Origin of the sequence: Paraburkholderia sp. SOS3 (assembly GCF_001922345.1) — a bacterium.
Classification (GTDB): domain Bacteria; phylum Pseudomonadota; class Gammaproteobacteria; order Burkholderiales; family Burkholderiaceae; genus Paraburkholderia.
This window is the reverse complement of record NZ_CP018812.1, coordinates 2331906-2354478: the sequence shown is the minus strand read 5'-3', so window position 1 is coordinate 2354478 and position 22573 is coordinate 2331906. Positions and strand designations below refer to the sequence as shown.

The following is a 22573-nucleotide window of genomic DNA, read 5'->3' as shown; positions in this document are numbered from 1 at the left end:
CCGCTGCGAACAACGGGCGTCCCCAAGGAGAACGTGTGATGCTGAAAGAAACGTACCCGTACTATCTCGCCAACGAACCGGTCGCCGCGAACACCGATCTCGCAGTGACCGACAAATTCAGCGGCGAGGTCGCGACGCGCGTCGCGCTCGCCGATGCGAAGGCCATCGATGCCGCAATCGGTTTCGCCGCCGACGCGATGCCGGCGATGCGCGCGTTTGCGCCGTTCAAACGGCAGGCAGTGCTCGAACATTGCGTGAAGCGCTTTCGCGAGCGCTACGACGAACTCGCCATGGCGCTTTGCATCGAGGCCGGCAAGCCGATCAACGACTCGCGCGGCGAAGTGACGCGCCTGATCGATACCTTCAAGGTTGCGGCCGAAGAATCGGTGCGCATCGACGGCGAAGTGATCAATCTGGAAATTTCGCCGCGGGCCAAGGGCTATCACGGCTACGCGAAGCGCGTGCCGATCGGGCCGTGCTCGTTTATCTCGCCGTTCAATTTCCCGCTGAATCTCGCCGCGCACAAGGTCGCGCCCGGCATCGCGGCGGGCGTGCCGTTCGTGATGAAGCCGGCGAGCCGCACGCCGGTCGGCGCGCTGATTATCGGTGAGGTGCTCGCGGAAACGGATCTGCCGAAGGGCGCGTTTTCGATTCTGCCCGCGCACCGTGACGGTGCGGACCTCTTTACGACCGACGAACGTTTTAAACTGCTTTCATTCACGGGTTCGCCCGCGGTCGGCTGGGACCTCAAGGCCAAGGCCGGCAAGAAGAAGGTCATTCTCGAACTGGGCGGCAATGCGGCGGCGATCGTCGACAAAGACCAGCGCGACAAGCTCGACTACGTGGTCGACCGGCTCGCGTTCGGCGCGTTCTATCAGTCGGGGCAGAGTTGCATCGGCGTGCAGCGTATCCTCGTTCATGCCGATATATATGACGCCTTGCGCGAAAAGTTGATCGCTAAAACGAAGTCGTTGAAGATGGGCGATCCGAAGGACGAAGCGACCTTCGTCGGGCCGATGATCTCCGAATCGGAAGCGAAACGCCTTGGCGGCTGGATGGACAGCGCGGTGAAAGCGGGCGCGAAGATCGTCGCGGGCGGGAAGGTGGACGGCGCGAACTTCGAGGCGACGCTGCTCGAGAATGTCGGGCGCGATACCGATCTTTATCGCAAGGAAGCGTTCGGGCCGGTGGCGATTCTCGAGCGTTTCGAGAACTACAGCGAAGCGCTGGCGACCGTCAACGACAGCGACTTCGGCTTGCAGGCAGGCGTGTTTACCGATTCGCTCGCGCATGCGCACGAGGCGTGGGATGAACTCGAGGTGGGCGGAGTCGTGATCAACGATGTGCCCTCGTTCCGGGTCGACAATATGCCGTACGGCGGGGTCAAGGATTCGGGTCTCGGGCGCGAGGGCATTCGTTACGCGATCGAGGATATGACGGAATTGCGGCTCATGGTGATGCGCGAGACGTGGCGCAAGTAACGGCGTCGCGCCGGTTCGGCATCGCACCGCGGGTCGGACGGCGCGAGGTGCGGTAACGCCATACCGCGTGGGCATCGCACGGGGCTGGTAGAATCACGCGTCATTTTTGCAGGACACAGCATGGGTTTCGAACAACTGGCCGAGTTGAAGAAGCAACTCGAGCAACAGGCGCGGCAACAAAGGCAGCAGAAGGCTGCGGAAAGAGCGGCGGAGAAATCCGCGGATGGCTCGACGCATCGACCGCGCAAAGACGAAGGCCGCGCTCGCGCGGCGGATCAACACGGCAGCCAGACCGGGCAAGCCGGCGGCGCTCAAGCCGGTGCACAACGCGGCGCCGGCGGTGCGTCGGCGGGTCAGCCCGGCGGCCCGGACAAGCACGCGAGGCATGGCGATGCGCGCGGCCGGCAGCAGGGGCGGCCACAGCGCGGTGAACAGCGGGATCCTCGACGCGGCGAATCCCGCAGCGAGGCGCGTGGCGGGCAGCACGCCGGCCATGAGGCTGGAAATCGGGGCGAAAATCAGGCTGGAAATCACGCAAATTCGCGTAACCGGCAGAAAAGCAGGCCGCCGCAGGAGCCGGTCGATGCGGTGGTGCACGCGATCGGCAAATTGCAGAAGCGTTTTCCGGCTGCCTTCCCGAAGAAGCCAGCGCCGAAACTGCCGCTGAAAATCGGCATTCTCGAAGACCTGTTGCCGCATGCGCAGGAATTAGCGCTGAACGAAGCCGAAATCCGCGAAGCGATTGCCACGTGGTGCCGCGGTAGCCGCTATTGGGCGAGCCTGACCGAAGGCGCGGCGCGCGTGAACCTGAATGGCGAACCGGCGGGGCAGGTCAGCCCGCGCGATACGGCGTTCGCGCGCAGCTTGCAGCGCGGTGGCCCGCGTCGACCGCGCAACGCGGAAGGTGCGGCGCAATCGTCGGAGAAGCCGCAGGACGTGGCGGCGGGCGACGCGCAGGCGCCGGGAACTGCACAAGCACCGGAAACCGCTCAAGCAGTCGAAGCGTCGCAGGTCGTTGCGCCAGCCGCTAGCGAAAGCGAAGCTCCCGTTCAGCCGGCAACCGAAAACGGAACGGCATCGGCATCGACAAAAGCCTCGACTGAATAGCCGTCAGATGGCCGTTCGAGAGAGGCCAAATAAAAGCACAATAAATACGGAATAAAAAGCAGCAGGGAATAAAGGCACAGCGAGCGCTGTAATCGGGACAAGGGCGTCGTCGGGCGTCCTCAGTTTCCGCTCAGTTTCCGCTTCACGGAGGCCCTCGCTGATGAACGCTCCTGCATTTCAATCACCCGCTTTTTTCGATGATCCGTACCAGTACTACGAAGTACTGCGCGAGCAGGGGCCGCTCGTCGCGTTGACGCCGGATGGCAAGCGTTTCGCGACGGCGCGCCACGCGGTCGTTACCGCTTTGCTCGACGACCGCCGCATGGGGCGCCGCTACATGCCGGGCGTCGTGCGCCGTTACGGCGAAGAACGTGCGACGCAGCCGACGTTTCAGGCGCTGAGCCGCATGTTCATTACGATGGACCCGCCCGATCACACGCCGCTGCGCGCATTGCTGATGCAGGCGTTCAACGCGCGCCAGGTCGAGCGGCTGCGCGAGGTCACGCGCGCGACCGCCGAACGGCTTATCGGCGAGCTGCCGCACGACGGACCTTTCGATCTCGTCGGCAGTTACGCGTTGCCGCTGCCTGTGCAGGTGATTGCCGGCGTGCTCGGCCTGCCGTTCGAGGAAGCCGCTGCGATCGGGCACAAGATGGAGCGTTTTGCGAGAGCGTTCGAGACGATCGCGATGGACGAACCGACGCTCGCCGCCGCGAACGAGGCGACGCTCGAACTCGAACAGTACTTCTACGGTGTGCTGGAGGCACGCCGCACGCAGCCGGGCAACGACCTGATTTCGATGCTGATTTCGGTCGAAGCAGACGGCAGGCGCCTGACCGACGACGAGATCGTCTCGAATGTGCTGCTGCTTTTTTTTGCAGGACATGAAACTACGTCGAACATGATCGGCAATGCGGTGGTGAGCTTGCACCGGCATCCGGAGCAGTTGAGGCAGTTGCGCGAGCAACCGCGGCTGCTGCCGAAGGCGATTATCGAGTGCATGCGCTACGAGAGTTCGGTACAGACGGCGCTGCGCACAACGCTCGAAGACGGCGTCGAAATCGAAGGCATCGCATTGCCGCGCGGTTCGATCGTTACGCTGATGCTGGGCGGTGCGAATCGCGACCCCGCGCATTTTCACGACCCGAACCAGCTGATTCTCGACCGTGCGGAAAACGACAAGCGCATTCTGTCGTTCGGTGGCGGTCTGCACTATTGCCTTGGCGCACGCCTTGCATTGCTCGAACTGCACATCGCGCTCGAGACGCTGCTGACGCGCCTGCCGGATTTGCGTGTGCTGAACCTGCAAGCGCTGCGCTGGCGGCATCACAACACGCTGCGCGGCGTCGAGGCGCTGTGGTGCGAGCATCCGGCCAGCGCAGGCGCGGCGGCCATGCGCGCGGGTGCTTAGGGTCGGCGCAACGGTCTACGCATCGGTCTGCGCATCGCGGCGAAGGCGCTGCGGCGTACGGACTGCGCCGCTACGGCAGCGTTTTGGCGCGCCTTGGTCGCGATGTCGTGCGCAATGCTAAGCTAGCGCAACGCCATGCTTGCGCCGTCGCCCTATCGGCCCGCGCAGTAAAGCATCGCTGCCACGCATTCGCACAGGATTCGCGCTCCCATGAAAAAACTATTCCTGATCGCCGCTTTCGCCACGTCCTTCATCTTTTCAGGCAGCACGTTCGCGCAGATCGACGATCAATCGGACCCGCAGGCGCTGATCAAAACCGCCACGCAGCAAGTGCTCGACGAAGTGCGCCAGCAGTCGATCGACCCGAGCGACATCCCGCGCATCATGGATATCGTGAACCGGGACATCCTGCCGTACATCGATTTCCGTTACACGACGCAGCTCGCGATCGGCCGCTACTGGCGGACCGCGACACCTGAACAGCAGCAGAAGCTCGTGCATCAGTTCCAGATGCTGTTGATTCACCTGTATGCGGGCGCGCTCGCGCAATTGCGCCCGGATCAGAAAATCGAGTATCCGCCGATGCGGATGTCGCCGAGCGATACCGATACCGTGGTGCGCACCATCGCGTTGACGAATGCCCAGCCTGTCGAAATCGACTACCGGCTGCACAAGACGCCGGCAGGCTGGCGCGTCTACGACCTCAATGTGGTCGGCGCGTGGCTCGTGCAGACGTATCGGCAGCAATTTGGAGAGAAGATCGCACAGAGCGGCATCGATGGGCTCATTCAGTTCCTGACGGAGCGCAACGAGCAGCTCGCTTCGGGGAGACAGCAGCAGTAAGACCGCGAAAGCGGCGCGAAAAAAATAACCAGGCGGTGCCCGCAGCGTACGCAGTGCAGAATATGTCACGGGGCGCGGCGCGGCGTGCTGGCCATTTCCTGGCTTGCAACTGAAAGCTTTGTGCCGGGCGGAATAGAAACGGCGTCTCGAATGTTTCCGGAGCAGGCTTTTTTGCCAGGAGACCCATGTCATGTTCCGCAACCGCTTACCGTATTTGCGCGTCTTCACCGTACTGGCCGCCGCCTGTCTGGCGGCTGGATCGGCGCCGGCGCAATCCGCTGTACCGACTTCGTCGCTGCTTACGCCGGCGAACGCGAAGCCGTACGCTTCCACTACCGCGACCGGCGTCCAGATTTATATGTGCGAGTACGACGGCTCGCACCATCTGACGTGGCTCTTCAGAAGCCCACATGCGACGCTGTACGACCCAGTCGGGCGCGCGGTGATTCAACACGACGCCGGACCGTCATGGCAGGCGCAGGACGGTAGCCGCATCGTCGGCCATCCGATCGCGCAGATGGCCAGCGCATCGGCGGACAGTATTCCGCAGTTGCTGCTCGAAACGAAGAGCGACGACGGAAAAGGCGAAAAAGGTGAAAAAGGCGGCGAACTGTCGAACGTGCGCTATGTGCAGCGATTGAACACGGTGGGCGGCGCTGCACCTGCCCAGATGTGCACGGCCGAACATCAGATCGCTTATTCGCCTTACTTCGCGAACTACGTATTCTGGAAGTAAGCACCGCGAGCTTCGCGGCCGTTTGCCCGCCTTGCACAAGCACGGCCGCGAAGATAGCGGCATCGATGCCTACTGGGACTGCGCGTGTTCAGCGAGCAGCGAACGGGCGCCCGACCGCGTGAGCGACTCGCGTTCGAGCAACAGCCGCCTCGCCGAATCGGCGATGATCACGACGCCGCCGGCCAGTATCACGGTGTCCTTGATAATTAGCCGGCCATGTTCGGACAGGTACGGGAAACCGTGTTGCGCGTCGCCGAGCGCGGGCACCCATGTTTCGGGCGTCGTTATCAGAAACGACAGGGTCACGAATGGCGTGAGAAACGACAACACGCCGCCGAGCAGCCCGAGATTGCGCGACACGAAGTTGGACAGCACGAGCAGGCCGATGATGATTTCGAGCGTGCCGAGGCCACGCGAGAAACCATACGTATTGTTAGCCTGCTGCCATTGGCGCTGCTCGGGTACGAGCTGCCCTTCCTTCGTCATATGCTGCGCATACTGCTTCGGATGCTTGTAAAAGAACTCCATCACGGGACTCTGCGCGACGAGCGGCGTGATGCTGTCCGCTTCGTAAGGAACGAACTTCAACGCGCCGATCCACAGAAAAACGATCGCAATGGCGATACGGACGAGATTCGCGCCGAGGCTTTCGCCACGGCTCGCGACCCGCAGAAAGTCGGTATAGAGGTTCATCGTTTTCTTCCATCGGATAAGTGAGTCGAGGCCGCGCGAGCGGCCTGCTCTGGTCAAAGCGTGTCGGGCTAAAAACCGCTCGCGGGAATTCACTGGCCGAAGTAGATCGGCTTCATACCGTCGTTGCCAGGCTGCGCGAACCGCTTGCCGCCGGAAGTCGAAATGCCCGCGGCTTCGGGACCATAGCCTGAAATTTCGTGAGACGGCGCCTGCGCGACGGGTTGCGGTGCATTGACGCGTGCCTGTGCCAGTTGCAATGCGTCTGGATAATGCGCATCTTCGCCGACCGACTGGTCGTAGCCGGTCGCTCGTAATTGCGCGAGTTCGGCGCGCACCTGGGCACGCGTCAGTTCATCCGCGTGCGCGACACTCGCAGCGGTGCCGGACAAGGCGGGAACCGCAAATGCAGTCGCGGCAATGAGGGGGATGGCGAATTGGAACTTCATCATGTTCTCCTGTTGAGGGTCGTCACGCGTGGCCATCGGCAATGGCGTAGGTCCACTCTAGGAAGAAACATGTAGTGGCTTGCAGTCCGGATGGCTCAAACACATGCTCATTCGGCTCAGGTCGCGCGAAAGCCGTCACGCTGCGCCGCGATTGAAAATCGCATGACATCCATAGGGGCTCGCCTGAGCGGACGTGCTGCAAGCGCTGTTTCGCTGCCGCGATTCGCCGCGTGCGAGCCGCGAGGCGAAAAGACCTTATCGACGAAAGCGCTAAAGAAAGTGGGGTTATAGCGCCCGAAGACCATAAAACCGTATCGACATAAGGGATCCTGATAAAGCATAAACTTTGATCGATGCGGTACGGAACATGCACTGTTCGATGTGGCAGGAACGCAAGGGAATCAACGCAAGGGAATCAATGGAGAGCACGCATGGCAGACACGATGACCGAACTCGACCCCTTCGTAAACCGGCAGTACAAGCATGGCTTCGTGTCGGACGTAGAGGCCGATTCGTTACCGCCGGGACTGGATGAGGACGTGATTCGCGCCATATCGGCGCGCAAGTGTGAACCGGCGTTTCTGCTCGAATGGCGTCTCGCCGCCTATCGCCACTGGTTGACGATGACCGAACCGCAATGGGCGACGGTGCGGCGCGACCCGATCGATTACGCGTCGATCGTCTATTACTCGGCGCCTAAGGCGCGCAACGGCGGGCCGAAGAGTCTCGACGAAGTCGACCCTGAACTGTTGCGCACCTACGAACGGCTTGGCGTGCCGCTCAAGGAACGCGAAATGCTCGCCGGTGTCGCAGTCGATGCCGTGTTCGACAGCGTGTCGGTCGCAACGACGTTCCGCGACAAGCTGTCGGCGCTCGGCATTATCTTCTGCTCGTTTTCGGACGCAGTGCGCGACCATCCGGATCTCGTGCAGCGATATCTCGGCTCCGTCGTGCCGCACAAGGATAACTTCTTTGCGGCACTGAATTCGGCGGTGTTCAGCGACGGCTCGTTCGTCTACGTGCCGCCCGGTGTGCGCTGTCCGATGGAACTGTCCACCTATTTCCGTATCAATGCGCAGAACACCGGCCAGTTCGAACGCACGCTGATCATCGCCGACAAGGGAGCGCAAGTCAGCTACCTGGAAGGCTGCACGGCACCGATGCGCGACGAAAATCAGTTGCATGCGGCCGTGGTCGAACTCGTTGCGCTCGACGATGCGCAGATCCGCTATTCGACGGTGCAGAACTGGTATCCGGGCGACGAGAACGGCCGTGGCGGCATCTACAACTTCGTGACGAAGCGCGGCGACTGCCGCGGGAAAAACTCGAAGATCTCGTGGACGCAGGTCGAAACCGGCTCGGCGATCACGTGGAAATACCCGAGCGTGATTCTGCGCGGCGACGGCTCGATCGGCGAGTTCTACTCGGTCGCGCTAACCAACAATCTGCAACAGGCCGACACGGGCACGAAGATGATTCATATCGGTGCGAACACACGCAGTACGATCGTGTCGAAAGGCATTTCCGCCGGCCGCGGCAGCAACGCGTATCGCGGTCTCGTGCGCATCGCGCGCTCGGCCGAAGGCGCGCGCAACTTCACGCAATGCGATTCGCTGCTGATGGGTGAGCGCTGCAGCGCGCATACGTTTCCGTATATCGAAGTGAAGAATCCGACGGCGAAGGTCGAGCACGAAGCGTCGACGTCGCGCGTCGGAGAAGACCAGCTGTTCTATTGCATGCAGCGTGGGCTGTCGGCGGAAGACGCCGTGTCGATGATCGTCAACGGATTCTGCAAGCAAGTGTTCGATCAGCTACCGATGGAGTTTGCGGTCGAAGCGCAGAAGCTTCTAGGGGTCAGTCTGGAAGGAAGCGTCGGCTAATGACGCTGACGCGACGAGCAAGACGGAATGGCAGCAAACAGCGAGGAGCACTGAATCATGCTGAGAATCAGAAATCTGCGCGCAAGTGTTGAAAGCAAGGACATTCTGCGCGGTATCGATCTCGACGTAAGGCCCGGCGAAGTACACGCGATCATGGGCCCGAACGGCTCGGGAAAAAGCACGCTTGCGAATGTGCTGGCGGGCCGCGACCAGTTCGAGATTACGGGCGGCGAAGTCCTGTGGTTCGGTTCGAACCTGCTCGAGCTGGCACCCGAAGAGCGCGCACGCGAAGGCATTTTTCTCGCGTTCCAGTATCCGGTCGAGATCCCGGGTGTGAGCAACGTCTACTTGCTGCGTGCGGCACTCAACGCGCAACGCCGGCATCGCGGCGAGCCTGAACTCGACGCGATCGATTTCCTCGATCTGCTGCGCGGCAAGATGGACATGATGCAGATGAACGACGATCTGTTGCATCGTGCCGTAAATGAAGGCTTTTCCGGCGGCGAGAAGAAACGCAACGAAATTCTGCAGATGGCAGTGCTCGAACCGAAGCTCGCGATTCTCGATGAAACCGACTCGGGCCTCGATATCGATGCACTGCAACTCGTGGCGAAGGGCGTGAATGCGATGCGCAGCCCGGAGCGTGCAATCGTGCTCGTCACGCACTATCAGCGGCTGCTCGACTACATCGTGCCGGACTATGTGCATGTGCTGTCGCAGGGCAGAATCGTACGGTCCGGCACGCGCGAACTGGCGCTCGAACTCGAACAGCGCGGCTATGGCTGGCTCGTGGAGGGCTCCGACGAAAACGCTCGCGCGCCGCAATCCTCGCAGGTGGCCGCATGAAGAGCGAGTCCCTCGACCATCTGACGCACCGCTTCACGGCACTTGCCCCGGCTTTACCCGGTGCAACACTGCCGTGGGTGAACGAGTGGCGCTTGCGCGCGTTCGAGCAGTTTCGCGTTCAGGGCTTTCCGACGCGCGCCGAGGAAGCGTGGAAGTACACGAACCTCGACATATTGAGCAGCAAGCTGCTGCACTTTGCGACGGCCGTCGATTACGAGGTTCATCCGAGGGCAGCTGAACAGCTTGTGAAAGCGCATGCGCTCGAAGGAGTGAGCCGGTTAGTGTTTGTCAACGGCGTGTGGGCTCGACAATTGTCCGACCTCGGCGCGTTGCCGCCCGGCGTGTTTATCGGCAGCCTCGCAAACGCGCTCGAGCAGATTCCAGAGCGGATCCGTGAGCGGTTGGAACGCGAAGATGCGTTCGACGGCCTGACTGCGTTCAACGCGGCATTCGCACGCGATGGCTATGTCATGCTGGTGCCGCCGGGCACGGAGCTGAACAGGCCGCTGCACGTGCTCTTTGTCGACGGCGGCAAGCGTGATCTGACCGTTCAACCTTTGAACCTGATCGTTGCAGGTGCACATGCGCGCTGCGCGGTCGTAGAACAGTACGTCGGCACGCAGGGCGACTGGTATTACACGAACGCGGTGACGCATATTCATGCGGACGACAATTCGGACGTGCAGCACTACCGCGTGCAGGACGAGGCGCCAGGCAGCGTTCATACCGGAACGGTGATTGCCGAGCAGCGCAACGCGAGCTGCTTTTCGTCGTATGCGTTTTCGTTCGGCGCCGCGCTCGCACGTTCGACCATCGCCGTAGAGCTCGCGGCGCCGGGCAGCCGGACATCGCTCGACGGGCTTTACGTCGGCAACGGCAAGCAGCATCTCGACCACTACACGATGATCGACCATGCGCACCCGCTATGTGCGAGCCGCGAAACCTATCGTGGCGTGCTCGACGGCGCCGCGCACGGCGTATTCAACGGACGCATCGTCGTGCGCCAGGATGCGCAAAAGACCGATGCCGATCAGGCAAATCACAACCTGCTGCTGTCGCGCAATGCGGAAGTCGACACCAAGCCTCAACTCGAAATCTTTGCCGACGACGTGCGCTGCACGCACGGCACGACCGTCGGACAGATCGATGAAACGCAACTGTTCTATCTGCGTGCGCGCGGCATCGACGAACGGGCTGCACGCGCGCTGCTGACGTTTGCCTTTGCGCGCGACGTGATCGACCGCGTGGCGATCGACGCATTGAAAGCGCGTCTCGAAGCCACATTGCTGACGCGGATGAACGAGGCGCCGGCTGACGCAAACAACGCCTGAACAGGCATAGGCATAGGGAGCGCATATGAAACGCATCGATCTGGAACGCGAAGACCTCGTGCGCGTATGGCGGCGCGATTTTCCGATTCTCGACACCCATCCGGACGGGAAGCCGCTCATCTATCTCGACAATGCCGCGACCACCCAGAAACCGTATCGCGTGATTGCGACGGAAGCAGACTATTACCGCAGCACGAATTCGAACGTGCACCGCGGCGTGCACTGGCTGGCCGAACGTGCAACGCAAGCGTACGAGCGCTCGCGTGCAACGGTCGCGAAGTTTATCAACGCGGCACACACATCGGAAATCGTCTTCGTGCGCGGCACGACCGAAGCAATCAATCTCGTGGCCCACAGCTTCGCACGGCCGCGTTTGCAGATGGGCGACGAGATCGTGCTTTCCGCGATCGAGCATCATTCGAATATCGTACCGTGGCAGCTCGTGTGCGAACAGACGGGCGCGGTACTGAAAGTCGTGCCCGTCGACGATACCGGCACGCTCGATATGGAGGCCTACCAACGCCTGCTTGGCCCGCGCACGAAACTCGTTGCGCTTGCACATGTATCGAATGCGCTCGGTACGGTCAATCCGGTTAAGCGGCTGATCGAGGCCGCGCACGAGCACGGTATTCCCGTGCTGCTCGACGGCGCGCAGGCAATCGCACACATGCCCGTCGACGTACGGTCGCTCGACTGCGACTTCTACGCGTTTTCAGGCCATAAGCTGTATGGTCCGACCGGCATCGGCGTGCTGTACGGCAAGGCGACGTGGCTCGATGCAATGCCGCCCTGGCAGGGCGGCGGCGACATGATCCGCACCGTCTCGTTCGAAACGACCACGTACAACGAGCTGCCATGGAAGTTCGAGGCGGGCACGCCGAATATCGGGGGCGCCATTGCGCTTGCTTCGGCGATCGACTATATCGGCTCGCTCGGCTTCAAGGCGATCGAAGCATGCGAGCATGCGTTGCTCGAGTATGCGACAGGCGAATTGCAGCGCGTCGACGGCGTGCGGCTCATCGGCACTGCGGCGGAGAAATCCGGCATTCTGTCCTTCGTCGTCGACGGCATCCATGCGCACGACGTCGGCTCGATTCTGAGCGACGCCGGCATTGCGGTGCGCGCCGGTCACCATTGCGCAATGCCGGCGATGGCGCGTTTCAACGTCCCCGCAACGGTGCGTGCGTCGCTCGCGCTTTACAACACGCACGGCGAAATCGATGCCCTCGTGAAGGGACTCGCGCGTGTGAAGGAGCTGTTTGGATCATGAGCGACATACGCGAGCTGTATCAGGAAGTGATCTTCGATCACTATCGCCGGCCGCATAACCGGCATGAGGTCGAACACGCAAGTCACGCGGCGGTAGGGTATAACGCGCTGTGCGGCGATCGTGTCGAGCTTGCGCTGCGCGTCGAGAATGGCGTCGTGATCGAGGTCGGATTCGATGGCGAGGGCTGTGCGATTGCGACCGCATCGGCGTCGATGATGACCGATCTCGTCAAGGGCAAAACGCTGGAAGAGGCGCAACGGCTGATCGAGCGCTTTCAGGGTATGGTGACGAGTGATCGCGAACCCGCGCAACACGATACCGAAGGTCTCGGCAAAACCCGTGTGCTAGCCGGCGTGCGCGACTATCCGGCACGCGTGAAATGCGCGACCCTCGCATGGCACACGTTATCGGCTGCGCTGCAAGGCCGCAAGGAGCACGAAGAATGAGCGGCGAATCGTTTAGCGGCGAAAGCGCGCGTGCGCTCGAAGACCGCGTGATCGAGGGATTGCGCACGCTGTACGATCCGGAGATTCCGGTGAACATCTACGATCTGGGGCTGATTTACGACCTGAAAGTCGACGAAAAAGAAGGGCGCGTGGAAATCCAGATGACGTTGACCGCGCCCGCGTGTCCGGTCGCCGAAACTTTTCCATCGGTAGTCGAGGAGGAGGTCTTCTCGCTAGCGGGCGTGCGCGATGTCCGGATCGACCTCGTATGGGACCCGCCCTGGACAAAGGCACGCATGACCGAAGCCGCGCGTCTTCAACTTGGGATGTTCTAGCGGCCGCGTGCCGATTGTTTATCGCGCTAGCGCTTTTCCGTCGCCTCGAGCCCGTACGCGCCGTCCGGCGATAGCAGACCAAGCGTCTGCGCTTCGCTTGGCGCGACACCGAATCGCTCCTTGAACGCGCGGCTGAAATGTGAAGCGGTCGTAAATCCGCACTCGAATGCAACCTGTACGACGAGATTGCGTTTCCATGGCGTTGCCGCAAGCAGCCGCGCGGCGCGTTCGAGACGCACCGACTGCACGTAGCGCATCAACGACGTCCCTTGCGCCGAGAAAATGCGGCTCAAATGCTTTTCGGAGACGCACGCGTGCGCGGCAATCTGCGATGGCGAGAGGTCCGCATTGCCGGCGTTGCGCGAAATAAACTGCCTGGCCTTGAAGAGAATGGCGGCCGCCCCGCGTCCTGTGCGAGCCACGGTCGGATCGTCGATGACGATATCGAGCAGATCGAGCAACTGATCGCCGAGACGGCGCCTGACCTCGGTGCTGGACGCGCCCGATCGCTGACCAAGACACTCGATTAGCGCGCGCACTGCCTGCACATCCGGCGAAGACACATCGGGCAGATAGAGACCGCGCAATGCGCAGCGAAAGCCGCGTTCGCGCAACGCGGAACGCGGAAAGCGCAGGCCCAGGCCGGACGCGCGTTCCGTGACGATTTCGCGGTAAGGCTCCTTGGGATCGAGAACAACGACGTCGCCTTCGCGAATCACGCGCGTTTGTCCGCGCTGCTCGATCGTGGCCCAACCGCTTTTCACGACCTTGAGAAACAGATGATCGTGCGTTAGTACCGATTCGTCGGGGGAAACCGGGGTAATCGTCTGATGGCGAAAATCAGCGGACATGATCGCGATCTGCCCGGCGCTCCAGCTGGTAAAGCCGGCATCGATCGAACGCAGCGGATCCATCCTGCAGTGGATGCCGAGCGAGCGCAAACCCTGCTGCCACTCGTATTCGACGGCGGGTCCGCGGCGATAGGACAGATGGTGGGACGGTGTGGTCATCGCAGTGTCTCGGTGAAGGCAACTGCGCCGTTCCTATCTGCTTTGCGCAGTTGCACCCTTACTGGACACGCGACCGATGGTTTCTATTCCGGCAATGTCATTGCGGACCGATGGAATGTGCTCAGACGGCCGTGTCCTTCGCGAGCTGGACGCAGTGCGCGAGGTCGTCGGGCACGGGATCCTGTATGCCGAGCTGAACCGCTTTGCGAACGAGATCCGCCACGGTCGCCGCCCCCATCTTCTTCATGGCCTCCCTCCGGTAGATCTTCACCGTGATCTCGCTCAGGCACATCTGGGAGGCAATCTGTTTGTTCATCAGACCGCTTACGACGAGCGTCATCACTTCGCGTTGCCTTGGCGTAAGCGAATCGTATTGGTAACGCAGTGCCGCCAGCGAACGCTGGTAGCGCAAGCGTTTCTCGTCGACTTTCAGCGCTTCCGCGACCACGTCAAGCAATTCCTGATCCCGTATGGGTTTTGTCAGAAAATCGAACGCACCGGCTTTCATCGCCTTGACCGACATTGCGACGTCGCCGTGGGCCGTCATGAAGATGATCGGAATATGAATGTGCCGCTCGCGCATCTGGCTTTGGACGACGAAGCCGCTAGGGCCCCTTAAGCGCACGTCGAGGAGCAGACACGATGGCGTGTCGGGCATCTCGCTCGTCAGAAAATCCACGGCGCTCGAGAATGTCTTCGCGTGGATTCCGACGGAACGGAACAGGGATTCGACTGCCTGGCAGATCGGCGAATCGTCATCGATCACATAGACGATTCCGCTGCTGTCATTGCTCGCCGAGCCGCGGCTGGCTGTGTCGCTCATAAATTCTGTAAAACCGGATATATCTGATTTACTGGTTACAGTTCGCGGCTTGCTCTGTCATGGTCCAGCGATACCTGTGAATGGCAAGAAGTCTACTCAATGACAGATATGTTGTCACGGACAGCGCGATGATCGAGAAACCATGGATGGAACTCGCCATGAAAAGGAATGCGTATGAATGCGGCAAACGGTTGTGTCGAAGGGAGGTTCGGCGAGCCGGCGTCACGCCGCGCGCTTCGCTTTTCGGGTAACGGCGACGAGGCGCAGGAATGTCCTCGCGACTTCGCAATTGCGCTGGCCCATGGTTCGGTCGATCGTTTCAGCGATCGGAGAATTCGCGGCGATGTCGCTGCTGCCGATGGCGGAAACACAACTCACGCGTGTAACCGGTATATCATCGCTAATCGCAGCACGCGCCGAGCGCTCGCCATGAGCGTACCGGGATGAATCGCCGCGATCCGGCGCTGCGCTGCTTAGCTCGAGCGTATCCGGTATTTCTGTGGCGCTTTCGATAAAGCCCACGTCGGCGATACCTGTTTCGACGAGGCGGTACACGTCGGCTGCCGAACCCTCCATTACTGTTAGATTCATTTCGGGCTGCTTGCCCGGCGTGGTCGCGAGAAGTTCGTTTACGACGCGCTGTGAGTGGCCATGCAACGTCGCGACTCGCAATGTCATGCCCGGTGTGCGGTCATGCGTCGCGCGGATCTGGCCGATCGTTGCATCCACCAGGTTGTAAGCGGCCCGCACCGCGCGCCGGAGCGCATCGCCCTGTTTCGTCAGTTCGATACCGCGGCCGTGGCGGCGAAAGACCCGATGCCCAACCGCAAGCTCGATTTCCCTCAACTGCTTGCTCAATGCCGACTGCGTGACATTCAGTGCGACAGCGGCTTCGGACAAAGATTTATAAGAAGCAACCTTAACGAATTGACGCAGTTGGTAATCGATGTTCTTCATACCGGTTTTGCTCATGTGCGGCTAAAACAGATCCGTGAGATGCCAGGATGAACAGAACTCCTGCTGAAACGGACCCAATGCAACAGCACTCGACGTTCGTGCATAGTAGTAGGTACGGAGTAGGAGCGTCAACGCTGCACCAGGCTTGGAATAGCTGATATGACGGGAGCGGCGTGGGATAGCGTGCAGACGGCTGCTGCGGTGCGGTTGCTGCGATGCCTCGACTGCCCGCAACGGGACGATGAACTTCTATGTGTTGGCGCTTACGCCTGCAACAAGTCACCGTGCAAGCGACTTCGATAGCGCCACGGTGTTCTGTTACGCGCTATTGCACGATGGTGTGTGCGTTGAGTTGGCGGGTCCCGGCGCAATGCGCGCCACGGATTTTCTACTTTTTGTCCGCGTGCGCTCTGCGAGGGCTGATGATAGGGTGTCTTGTCGACGTTGCTGCACGAAGGTGCGTCGCGATCATTCGCTCGCGGCGTACTTCTGGCGGGCACGAAAGTTCGCAACTTTATGGCGATTTCCGCACATTGCCATGCTGCACCAGCGGCGCCGATGCGCCTTGGTTCGATCGTAAAACCACAGCACGCAATCGTCGGCCTCGCATTTCCTGACCAGCTCGAAGTCTCCGGTTGCAAGCAGTTCCGCAGCCGCTTGCGCGACGGGCGCCAGCAGTTGCTCCGGCGACGAGCGCTCGTATTCGTGAACGACATCGAGATGCCCGTGTGCCTTGCGAACAAGGTTCACGTGATAGCGCGCATGGCCCAGAAACGCGTTGAGCGCCGCCACATCCACTCGCTTTCCTTCTTTTTTCTGTATGACGAGCTTCTTGATGACATCTCGCAGGTGGCGGGCAGCGGCGAGCAGCGCTCCCTTTCTGAACGAGGGCTGCTCCTTCGCGTCGAGATACTGCATCGCCTGTAGCCAGGCGATCACATCGCTATCGGTTTCGAGGTAATCGAATAGCTCGCCCTCGTTGGTCGCGACCGTATTGACGAAGTCGAGCGCAGGGTCGTCAGCAAGCTGCAGAAACGCTTGGGAAGGGGCAACCATCAGTCTTCTCCAGTAACCGGGAAGCCGATTGTAACCGGTAAAATGGAAATTGAACAAGTTATCGGTCAGTCGAAAATACGTGGCGTAGGGCGCTTGCAGTACCGGTAACCCGCATTCGTAATATACAGGAGTCTGCGAGTTCGCGGGCTTGCCGCCCAACCTGGCAAGCAAGTCAGCTTTCGGTTGATGGCGTAAGTGAATGCCAGTGCAAGCGTGATCTCAAGCGTCGACGCCGCAGCGGCGGGTGCGAATACGTATTGGGTGATGGTTGGCGCGACGACCCGTCTGCGCGAGCGCCATTCGTGTTCGAGAATGGCCTTGCGGCGAGGGGCAACGGCGAGGGCGAGGCCGCGGGCGGCGTCTCAGCGCGCGTGCGATACGAAATCGGCCAACCGCTTGCCCAGCAGCGCGGGCTCGTCTTCGGGCAGAAAGTGCCCGGCTGTCTCCAAGATCTCGATCTGCGCGTTTTGCAACGCATTTGCGAGCCGATGGCCATATTCAACGGGCTGAAAATGATCGTGCGCACCCCAGATCATCAGGACCGGAATGTCAAGCGCCTCGATGTCGGCGATTCGCGCCATGAGGTCTTCGCTGCGCAGCGCGCGTGCCGCGCGTAAATAGGCGAGCCGCCCAGATACGCCCTGGAACGGGCGTTCATACGCGGCTATCAGCTCGGGCGTCACGAGTTCGCCTTTTACTAATCCTTGCTTCAGGCCCTTGGCAAAGCCGCGCTTCAGGTCGAAATCTTCCGCGCCGAGGATCGCATCCCATGCCGGGTCTTTAAGGCGCGCAATGCCCGGTTCGGGAAACGAGTCGTAGGCCACGCTATCGATCAATGCCATTCGATTGATCCTTAGCGACGGATCGAGCGCAAGTAACTGTGCCACTCCGCCGCCGATATCGTGGCCGACTACCGTGCCGCGCCGCCATCCTGCTGCATGCATGGCGCCCGCAATGAAATGCGCCTGCGCGCGCACGCCAATGTCGAGCGTTGCCGGCTTTGACGAATCGCCGTATCCGACGAGGTCGAATGCAATCCAGCCGCATTGTTTCGCTGACAGCTCCGGCGTGACGTGACGCCAGAGATGGCGGTTTGTCGGAATGCCGTGCAGCAATGCGACCGTAGGCGTCTGAGCGGAGCGCGTATAGGCGATCCGCTGATTTGCGACGCTGATCGAGCCTTTGAGCGGCATTTGCATGGCTGGCCTCAGTGGTTGGACGAACCCGCGAACGCCGTGTGCGAATCGCCGCAATCCACGATTGCAAGGTCGAGACAGGCAGCCAGCGCGGTGCGCGAATCGTCGGCGCGTGACCGGTTCATGGCGCGGCTCACCGCGAAGCTGCCCTGAACGACGGTGACGATGGTCAATGCTATGTGGGCGGCAGGCAGGCTCAAGCGGATCGAACCCGCTGCCTGTTCGTTTTCGAGAATTGCTCGCAGCCGCGTTTCGAGGTGTTCGAAATAGCGTGATAAAGGAAGCCGCAACGTTTCGTCCTGAATTGCACAATCCCAAACGAGCCGGCCTACGCGGCAACCCGACAACGGCCTCGTGTTCTGCTCGAGAAAGGTAAGCAGGCGGTCCCTGAAGCGTCCGTCATGCGACATTGCTTTTTCGAAATCTGCGATGCGCTCATCGACGACTTCGACAATAGCGGCATACGCTAACGCCTGCTTGCTCGGGAAGGGATGATAAGAGCTGCCTTGGCCAGAATGACTTTTCAGTTGAATATCGCGCGGGCTCGTCGCTTCGTACCCTTTCTCCCAGAGCAGGTCTTTCGCCGCCTCGATGATGTCTTCCCGCGGCCCCATTGCCTTTCGCCTCCTGATCGAGATGTACGTACGCTTGTTGCGTACATACTATTAAGTACAAAACGCAGGGTCAAGGCGCGCCCGGATCATCCCTGGTTCGAACCGGGTGGAAACCGGTATAACCGGATATACTGGTTGCACTCGTCTCGAGTTTCAGGGTTATTTGTATGGCGATTGCGAGAGCAATGGAACCGGAGTTCCGTTTCAATTCCGGACGGGTCTCGTTAGACCTTGCAGCGACAATCCGGCGGCGTGCCTCCAAACCGCTCGACATCATGGCGTCGGCAGGCGCGAGCGGCAGATGGCTTAAAGCAGCGGGTCTGTTCTCCGACGTGCCGGCGCTATCCAGAAGCGAAGAAGCTCGCCTTGTCGAGCTGCGCGAAGCGATCTGGCAGATGGTCACGGGAGCGATGCACGGCAGGTTGCCGGAGCGGGCCGTGAGCATCGTCAATCGTGCGGCGAAGTATCCGCTCGGAATGCCGCAGCTCGACAGTACCACCGGCACCGTATCGGTGGTTTCCGACGACCCGTTGGCCACGGCCCTCTCTATCATTGCGCGAGATGCGATCGACCTCGTCACCGGGGCATTGAAATTGCGCGTCAAGACTTGCGACCAGCCCGATTGCCGAATGCTGTTCGTCGACACATCACCGAGCGGCCAACGCCGCTGGTGTTCGATGCAGCGCTGCGGGAGCCGCGCAAAGGTTCACGCATTCAAGCGCAAGCACGCGCGAGCGGCGCATATGCGTTGATTTGTCCGGGACGGCTAGGCGAATCCTCAGAGTCGGCCGCCCGTCGGGTCGCATCGTCGTGTCCCGCTCCGCGAGAACACGAAGCCCATACCCATGGCCACCGTGGCCTTGTCGAACCGGTCTGCCGTCGAATCCCATAGGTCAATTCTCGCGTCGCCGATGCGACGCGTGCATAGCTGTTATGTGATGTCCCGGATCTCGCGCAGAATCGCGTCGAGGCGCGCTCGGAGATCCCGTCTCTGCTAGCGGGACAAATGCAGTCCTTAGCGTTCTACGACGAAGTTCCGCATTCAAGCACGTCCGCTTCTTTTCAGGTCGGAAATAGAAAAGTGTTTTCGTCAGATGGAGACAAGTCAGCGTTTGGATAAACCATATCAACCGGTTAATATGGACTGCACCTTGACCTATGAACTGGAGCGCGATATGTCGGACGGAATTCGAGCTTTTGTGTTTGACGCATACGGAACGCTGCTGGACGTCAACGCAGCGGTGAAACGCAACGCGGCGTCAATGGGAGAGAAGGCCGATGCCTTCGCTGCGATGTGGCGATCGCGCCAGCTCGAGTATTGCTGGACGCGCACGATGATGAATCGCTATGAAGATTTCTGGACCGTGACGGAGGAAGCGCTCGTCTATACCTTGCGCACGTTCGGGCTCGATCACGACGAGGACTTGAAAGCGCGGCTGTTGAGCGCGTATTTCGTGCTCGATGCGCATCCGGAGGCCCGGCAAGCGCTCGCTCGTTTGAAAGATTCGCAAGTCAAAATTTCGGTGCTGTCGAATGGCACAAACCAGATGATCAAGGCGGCGCTCGAGGCGGGTGGATTGCTGGAATTTATCGACGCGGCGTTGTCGGTTGATGATCTGAAGGTCTACAAGCCGGACCCGCGTGTTTACCAGTACGCTTGCGACACGTTGAACGTGAAGCCGAGTCAGGTGGTGTTCGTATCGAGCAACGCATGGGATCTCGCGGGCGCGTCGTCTTTCGGCTTCAAGGCTGCACGTATCAACCGGTCACAGTTGCCGCCGGAATACGAGTTCGCGGGATTGCATAGCGAGCATCGGTCGCTCGTCGAACTCGCTACGCTGATCCGGTAGGCAGCGCGTGCCGAATCCCATAGGGCGCCGTAGCGGGCGAATTGAACAAGCGCGCCGTGTGATTTGCAATACATTTTATTAGATAGGATACCGACCATAACTGACGAGTCGGAACCGATCGTCAGGCCGCCCGGAAAGCAATCAGTCAGTGTAACCAATAAAAAATTGAATAAAAGGTTGGATTGACTGGTTGCCGCGAAGCACCGGCAGCACGCGGCCAGCCCGTTGATCAGTGGTTCATGGAGATTTCAATGTCGAAAGGTCATAACGTCCCAGCCGTTTCCGTCAAGCGTATCGAGGCCGACGGCGTCGGCGTCTTTTATCGGGAAGCCGGCCCTGCAACGGCACCGGTCGTTTTGCTGTTGCACGGTTTTCCTTCTTCGTCGCACATGTATCGTCGACTGATGCCACGTCTCGCAGATACGTACCGGGTGATCGCGCCGGACTTGCCCGGGTTCGGTTTCACCGATGTCCCCGACGCGCGTGGCTACAAATACTCCTTCGATGCGCTCGCGCAGACGATGGCCGCGTTTGTCGACAAGCTCGGATTGAAGCGTTATGCAGTCTACGTATTCGACTATGGTGCACCGGTCGGCCTCCGGCTCGCCGTGAAGTTTCCGGAGCGCGTGAGCGCATTGATCTCGCAGAATGGCAACGCGTATGAAGAAGGGCTCGGTGACGCGTGGGATCCTATTCGCAAGTACTGGGCGGAGCCGACACCGGCTCACCGCAAGACCGTTCACGACGCGATCCTGAACTTCGAGGGCACGCGCTTTCAATATTTGCACGGCGTATCGAGCCCCGATTCGGTGCCGCCGGAATCGTACACGCTCGACGCGGCGCTGCTCGAGCGCCCTGGCCAGAAGGACATCCAGCTCGACCTGTTCCTCGACTATCGATCAAACCTGAAACTCTATCCGGTATTCCAGCAGTTTTTCCGCGAAAAGCAGCCGCCGACGCTCGCCATCTGGGGAAAGAACGACCCGTTCTTCATCCCGCCCGGCGCCGAAGCGTACCGTCGCGACAATCCGGGCGCGGTGGTCAGGATGCTCGACACTGGGCATTTTGCTCTGGAAACGCATGTCGATGAAATCGCTGCGGCGATGCGGGATTTTCTGGCGGAGCATCTGAAGCCCTGATCGCGACGCCGCGGATTGCCTGGCTCGCGCGCCGCGGGCCGGCAATTTCACGGATACAAGGTACACGTGTGTGCCTTGCTGCGTGCACTTTGTTGGCGTAACTGTTAATAATGCATTTGACAAGTTACATGTGTTCGTGCAACTATTTTTACCGCATTCGGCAACGAGCCGACCGACAAAGCAACGCACCGTGCAACCATGAAATCCAACGTTGACTATCAGGCCAGGCTCTTCATAGAAATAGCTGCCCATAAATCGCTTTCCGCCGCAGCGGAGGCGATGTCGCTCACGCAATCGGGATTGAGCCGTCATCTCGCGAGCCTCGAAGAATTCATCGGGCAACCGCTTTTCATTCGCCATGGGCGTGGGGTGGAATTGACCGAAGCGGGCCGCAAGCTGCTGGAAGTGGTCAGCGCCGCGTATCAACTGGTGGACAACACCATGCTGCAATTGCGCAACGAACACGGCGTGACGGACGGCAGCATTCACATCGCGACGATCCACACGCTGAGCTATTACTTCATGGCGGAAGTGGCCGCGAGGTTCATGGCGCAAAGGCCGAGCGCGAGCCTCGCGTTGCTCGGGCGCAGTTCGCCCGGCGTCGTGGAACTGGTCGAAAGCGGAAGGGCCGAGATAGGTTTCGCATACGACTCGGCAGTCGCATCCGACCAGCTCGAGATCACGCCTTTATTCGAAGACACGATGTGCCTGGTCGTACATGAGCGTTCACGATTTGCTACGAAGGCGAGCGTCGACTTGCGCAGCGAGTCGGTGCCGCTTGTTGCGTTTCCGGCAGGCTACGCATTGCGCAAGATGCTGCACACGAAGGAATTCGATGCGACGGTTACCGCCGAAGTCGAAACCGTCGACGCGATGCTGAAGCTCGTGTCGATGACAAATGGCCAATGCATTCTGCCGGATCTGATTCCGGAGAAACTGTTGCAGGAGTATCAGCTCGTGAGCGTGAAGATCGAGCAGCCGATGATGCGCCGCTGGGTCGTGGCGGTGACGCGCCGCGGCCGTCCGTTGTCGGCCATGACCGCGCTGATGCTCGAAATCGCGCGTGAGAGCGCATCGAAAGTGATGAGCGAGGCTTAGTTCCC

General features: G+C 60.6%; 24 protein-coding genes. 15 read left to right on the top strand and 9 right to left on the bottom strand.

The genetic code is table 11. The features are described 5' to 3' along the window. Positions 1–38 precede the first annotated feature (38 nt). On the top strand, positions 39–1481 hold the full coding sequence (locus tag BTO02_RS30625) for an aldehyde dehydrogenase family protein (RefSeq protein WP_075160753.1): 1443 nt from the start codon (positions 39–41) through the stop codon (positions 1479–1481). Between the two features lie 93 nt (positions 1482–1574). On the opposite strand, the gene BTO02_RS35315 is transcribed toward BTO02_RS30625, so the two are convergent. After that, a complete protein-coding gene (locus BTO02_RS35315; protein ID WP_232243592.1) occupies positions 1575–2015 on the bottom strand; it encodes a hypothetical protein in 441 nt (146 codons plus the stop codon). A gap of 54 nt (positions 2016–2069) precedes the next feature. Here BTO02_RS35315 and BTO02_RS35310 point away from each other — a divergent pair, with 54 nt between their 5' ends. The 4 genes from BTO02_RS35310 (at position 2070) to BTO02_RS30600 (ending at position 5578) form a co-directional block, all read left to right on the top strand. Further along, positions 2070–2588 (top strand): ProQ/FinO family protein, encoded by a 519-nt coding sequence (locus tag BTO02_RS35310; protein ID WP_075160751.1) that lies wholly within the window; start codon positions 2070–2072, stop codon positions 2586–2588. A gap of 160 nt (positions 2589–2748) precedes the next feature. Next, entirely contained in the window at positions 2749–3999 is a 1251-nt protein-coding gene (locus BTO02_RS30610; RefSeq protein WP_075160750.1) for a cytochrome P450, read from the top strand. Between the two features lie 210 nt (positions 4000–4209). Then, the gene (locus tag BTO02_RS30605; RefSeq protein WP_075160749.1) at positions 4210–4842 is read left to right on the top strand and encodes an MlaC/ttg2D family ABC transporter substrate-binding protein; all 633 of its coding nucleotides are present in this window, start codon (positions 4210–4212) and stop codon (positions 4840–4842) included. A 190-nt stretch (positions 4843–5032) separates the two neighbouring features. Continuing rightward, complete coding sequence (locus BTO02_RS30600; protein ID WP_083615459.1) at positions 5033–5578, top strand: DUF3455 domain-containing protein; 546 nt, start codon at positions 5033–5035, stop codon at positions 5576–5578. A gap of 69 nt (positions 5579–5647) precedes the next feature. Here the strand turns inward: BTO02_RS30600 and rclC are convergent, their stop codons facing one another. Together rclC and BTO02_RS30590 are read right to left on the bottom strand one after the other, a co-directional pair. Further along, positions 5648–6271, bottom strand: a complete 624-nt coding sequence (rclC, locus tag BTO02_RS30595) for a reactive chlorine resistance membrane protein RclC (protein WP_075160748.1) — start codon at positions 6269–6271, stop codon at positions 5648–5650. Positions 6272–6360: 89 nt separating this feature from the next. Further along, complete coding sequence (locus BTO02_RS30590) at positions 6361–6720, bottom strand: DUF4148 domain-containing protein (protein ID WP_232243591.1); 360 nt, start codon at positions 6718–6720, stop codon at positions 6361–6363. Positions 6721–7148: 428 nt separating this feature from the next. Here BTO02_RS30590 and sufB point away from each other — a divergent pair, with 428 nt between their 5' ends. Genes sufB through BTO02_RS30560 form a run of 6 tightly spaced genes read left to right on the top strand, consistent with a single transcriptional unit; the run spans position 7149 to position 12825 of the window. Then, positions 7149–8597: a Fe-S cluster assembly protein SufB gene (gene sufB / locus BTO02_RS30585; RefSeq protein ID WP_075160747.1), complete on the top strand. Its 1449-nt coding sequence runs from the start codon at positions 7149–7151 to the stop codon at positions 8595–8597. A 57-nt stretch (positions 8598–8654) separates the two neighbouring features. Beyond that, positions 8655–9443 (top strand): Fe-S cluster assembly ATPase SufC, encoded by a 789-nt coding sequence (gene sufC / locus BTO02_RS30580; RefSeq protein WP_075160746.1) that lies wholly within the window; start codon positions 8655–8657, stop codon positions 9441–9443. Next, positions 9440–10774 (top strand): Fe-S cluster assembly protein SufD, encoded by a 1335-nt coding sequence (gene sufD / locus BTO02_RS30575; protein WP_075160745.1) that lies wholly within the window; start codon positions 9440–9442, stop codon positions 10772–10774. The genes sufC and sufD overlap by 4 nt, the downstream gene beginning before the upstream one ends. 25 nt (positions 10775–10799) lie before the next feature. Beyond that, positions 10800–12044, top strand: a complete 1245-nt coding sequence (locus BTO02_RS30570; RefSeq protein WP_075160744.1) for a cysteine desulfurase — start codon at positions 10800–10802, stop codon at positions 12042–12044. Next, positions 12041–12490, top strand: a complete 450-nt coding sequence (gene sufU / locus BTO02_RS30565) for a Fe-S cluster assembly sulfur transfer protein SufU (protein WP_075160743.1) — start codon at positions 12041–12043, stop codon at positions 12488–12490. The genes BTO02_RS30570 and sufU overlap by 4 nt, the downstream gene beginning before the upstream one ends. After that, entirely contained in the window at positions 12487–12825 is a 339-nt protein-coding gene (locus BTO02_RS30560) for an SUF system Fe-S cluster assembly protein (RefSeq protein ID WP_075160742.1), read from the top strand. The genes sufU and BTO02_RS30560 overlap by 4 nt, the downstream gene beginning before the upstream one ends. A gap of 26 nt (positions 12826–12851) precedes the next feature. On the opposite strand, the gene BTO02_RS30555 is transcribed toward BTO02_RS30560, so the two are convergent. From BTO02_RS30555 to BTO02_RS30530, 6 genes are all read right to left on the bottom strand, one after another. Then, on the bottom strand, positions 12852–13835 hold the full coding sequence (locus BTO02_RS30555; protein ID WP_075160741.1) for an AraC family transcriptional regulator: 984 nt from the start codon (positions 13833–13835) through the stop codon (positions 12852–12854). 121 nt (positions 13836–13956) lie between these two features. Next, positions 13957–14658: a response regulator transcription factor gene (locus tag BTO02_RS30550; protein WP_075160740.1), complete on the bottom strand. Its 702-nt coding sequence runs from the start codon at positions 14656–14658 to the stop codon at positions 13957–13959. A gap of 222 nt (positions 14659–14880) precedes the next feature. Next, positions 14881–15615: a LysR family transcriptional regulator gene (locus BTO02_RS30545; protein ID WP_198039290.1), complete on the bottom strand. Its 735-nt coding sequence runs from the start codon at positions 15613–15615 to the stop codon at positions 14881–14883. A 468-nt stretch (positions 15616–16083) separates the two neighbouring features. Beyond that, positions 16084–16842: a CGNR zinc finger domain-containing protein gene (locus tag BTO02_RS30540; RefSeq protein ID WP_232243590.1), complete on the bottom strand. Its 759-nt coding sequence runs from the start codon at positions 16840–16842 to the stop codon at positions 16084–16086. 191 nt (positions 16843–17033) lie between these two features. Next, positions 17034–17870, bottom strand: coding sequence for an alpha/beta fold hydrolase (locus BTO02_RS30535; protein WP_075160737.1), 837 nt, complete (start codon positions 17868–17870; stop codon positions 17034–17036). An 8-nt stretch (positions 17871–17878) separates the two neighbouring features. After that, positions 17879–18481: a TetR/AcrR family transcriptional regulator gene (locus BTO02_RS30530; RefSeq protein ID WP_075160736.1), complete on the bottom strand. Its 603-nt coding sequence runs from the start codon at positions 18479–18481 to the stop codon at positions 17879–17881. 167 nt (positions 18482–18648) lie between these two features. On the opposite strand from BTO02_RS30530, the gene BTO02_RS30525 reads away from it, so the two are divergent. The 4 genes from BTO02_RS30525 (at position 18649) to BTO02_RS30510 (ending at position 22568) form a co-directional block, all read left to right on the top strand. Next, the gene (locus BTO02_RS30525) at positions 18649–19233 is read left to right on the top strand and encodes a CGNR zinc finger domain-containing protein (RefSeq protein ID WP_198039289.1); all 585 of its coding nucleotides are present in this window, start codon (positions 18649–18651) and stop codon (positions 19231–19233) included. 399 nt (positions 19234–19632) lie between these two features. After that, the gene (locus BTO02_RS30520) at positions 19633–20331 is read left to right on the top strand and encodes a haloacid dehalogenase type II (RefSeq protein ID WP_232243589.1); all 699 of its coding nucleotides are present in this window, start codon (positions 19633–19635) and stop codon (positions 20329–20331) included. Positions 20332–20582: 251 nt separating this feature from the next. Next, positions 20583–21470, top strand: a complete 888-nt coding sequence (locus tag BTO02_RS30515) for an alpha/beta fold hydrolase (RefSeq protein WP_156884032.1) — start codon at positions 20583–20585, stop codon at positions 21468–21470. 198 nt (positions 21471–21668) lie between these two features. After that, positions 21669–22568, top strand: a complete 900-nt coding sequence (locus BTO02_RS30510; RefSeq protein ID WP_075160734.1) for a LysR family transcriptional regulator — start codon at positions 21669–21671, stop codon at positions 22566–22568. Positions 22569–22573 lie beyond the last annotated feature (5 nt).

Excerpts from the sequence above, each read along its gene's own strand:
- BTO02_RS30515 (WP_156884032.1), top strand. The coding sequence starts at position 20,583 with ATGTCGAAAGGTCATAACGTCCCAGCCGTTTCCGTCAAGCGTATCGAG.
- BTO02_RS30610 (WP_075160750.1), top strand. The coding sequence starts at position 2,749 with ATGAACGCTCCTGCATTTCAATCACCCGCTTTTTTCGATGATCCGTAC.
- sufD (WP_075160745.1), top strand. The coding sequence starts at position 9,440 with ATGAAGAGCGAGTCCCTCGACCATCTGACGCACCGCTTCACGGCACTT.
- rclC (WP_075160748.1), bottom strand. The coding sequence starts at position 6,271 with ATGAACCTCTATACCGACTTTCTGCGGGTCGCGAGCCGTGGCGAAAGC.
- BTO02_RS30570 (WP_075160744.1), top strand. The coding sequence starts at position 10,800 with ATGAAACGCATCGATCTGGAACGCGAAGACCTCGTGCGCGTATGGCGG.
- sufB (WP_075160747.1), top strand. The coding sequence starts at position 7,149 with ATGGCAGACACGATGACCGAACTCGACCCCTTCGTAAACCGGCAGTAC.
- BTO02_RS30510 (WP_075160734.1), top strand. The coding sequence starts at position 21,669 with ATGAAATCCAACGTTGACTATCAGGCCAGGCTCTTCATAGAAATAGCT.
- BTO02_RS30625 (WP_075160753.1), top strand. The coding sequence starts at position 39 with ATGCTGAAAGAAACGTACCCGTACTATCTCGCCAACGAACCGGTCGCC.
- sufU (WP_075160743.1), top strand. The coding sequence starts at position 12,041 with ATGAGCGACATACGCGAGCTGTATCAGGAAGTGATCTTCGATCACTAT.
- BTO02_RS30560 (WP_075160742.1), top strand. The coding sequence starts at position 12,487 with ATGAGCGGCGAATCGTTTAGCGGCGAAAGCGCGCGTGCGCTCGAAGAC.
- BTO02_RS30535 (WP_075160737.1), bottom strand. The coding sequence starts at position 17,870 with ATGCAAATGCCGCTCAAAGGCTCGATCAGCGTCGCAAATCAGCGGATC.
- BTO02_RS30545 (WP_198039290.1), bottom strand. The coding sequence starts at position 15,615 with ATGAAGAACATCGATTACCAACTGCGTCAATTCGTTAAGGTTGCTTCT.
- sufC (WP_075160746.1), top strand. The coding sequence starts at position 8,655 with ATGCTGAGAATCAGAAATCTGCGCGCAAGTGTTGAAAGCAAGGACATT.
- BTO02_RS30525 (WP_198039289.1), top strand. The coding sequence starts at position 18,649 with ATGGCGATTGCGAGAGCAATGGAACCGGAGTTCCGTTTCAATTCCGGA.
- BTO02_RS30590 (WP_232243591.1), bottom strand. The coding sequence starts at position 6,720 with ATGATGAAGTTCCAATTCGCCATCCCCCTCATTGCCGCGACTGCATTT.
- BTO02_RS30550 (WP_075160740.1), bottom strand. The coding sequence starts at position 14,658 with ATGAGCGACACAGCCAGCCGCGGCTCGGCGAGCAATGACAGCAGCGGA.
- BTO02_RS30605 (WP_075160749.1), top strand. The coding sequence starts at position 4,210 with ATGAAAAAACTATTCCTGATCGCCGCTTTCGCCACGTCCTTCATCTTT.
- BTO02_RS30600 (WP_083615459.1), top strand. The coding sequence starts at position 5,033 with ATGTTCCGCAACCGCTTACCGTATTTGCGCGTCTTCACCGTACTGGCC.
- BTO02_RS30555 (WP_075160741.1), bottom strand. The coding sequence starts at position 13,835 with ATGACCACACCGTCCCACCATCTGTCCTATCGCCGCGGACCCGCCGTC.
- BTO02_RS30530 (WP_075160736.1), bottom strand. The coding sequence starts at position 18,481 with ATGGGGCCGCGGGAAGACATCATCGAGGCGGCGAAAGACCTGCTCTGG.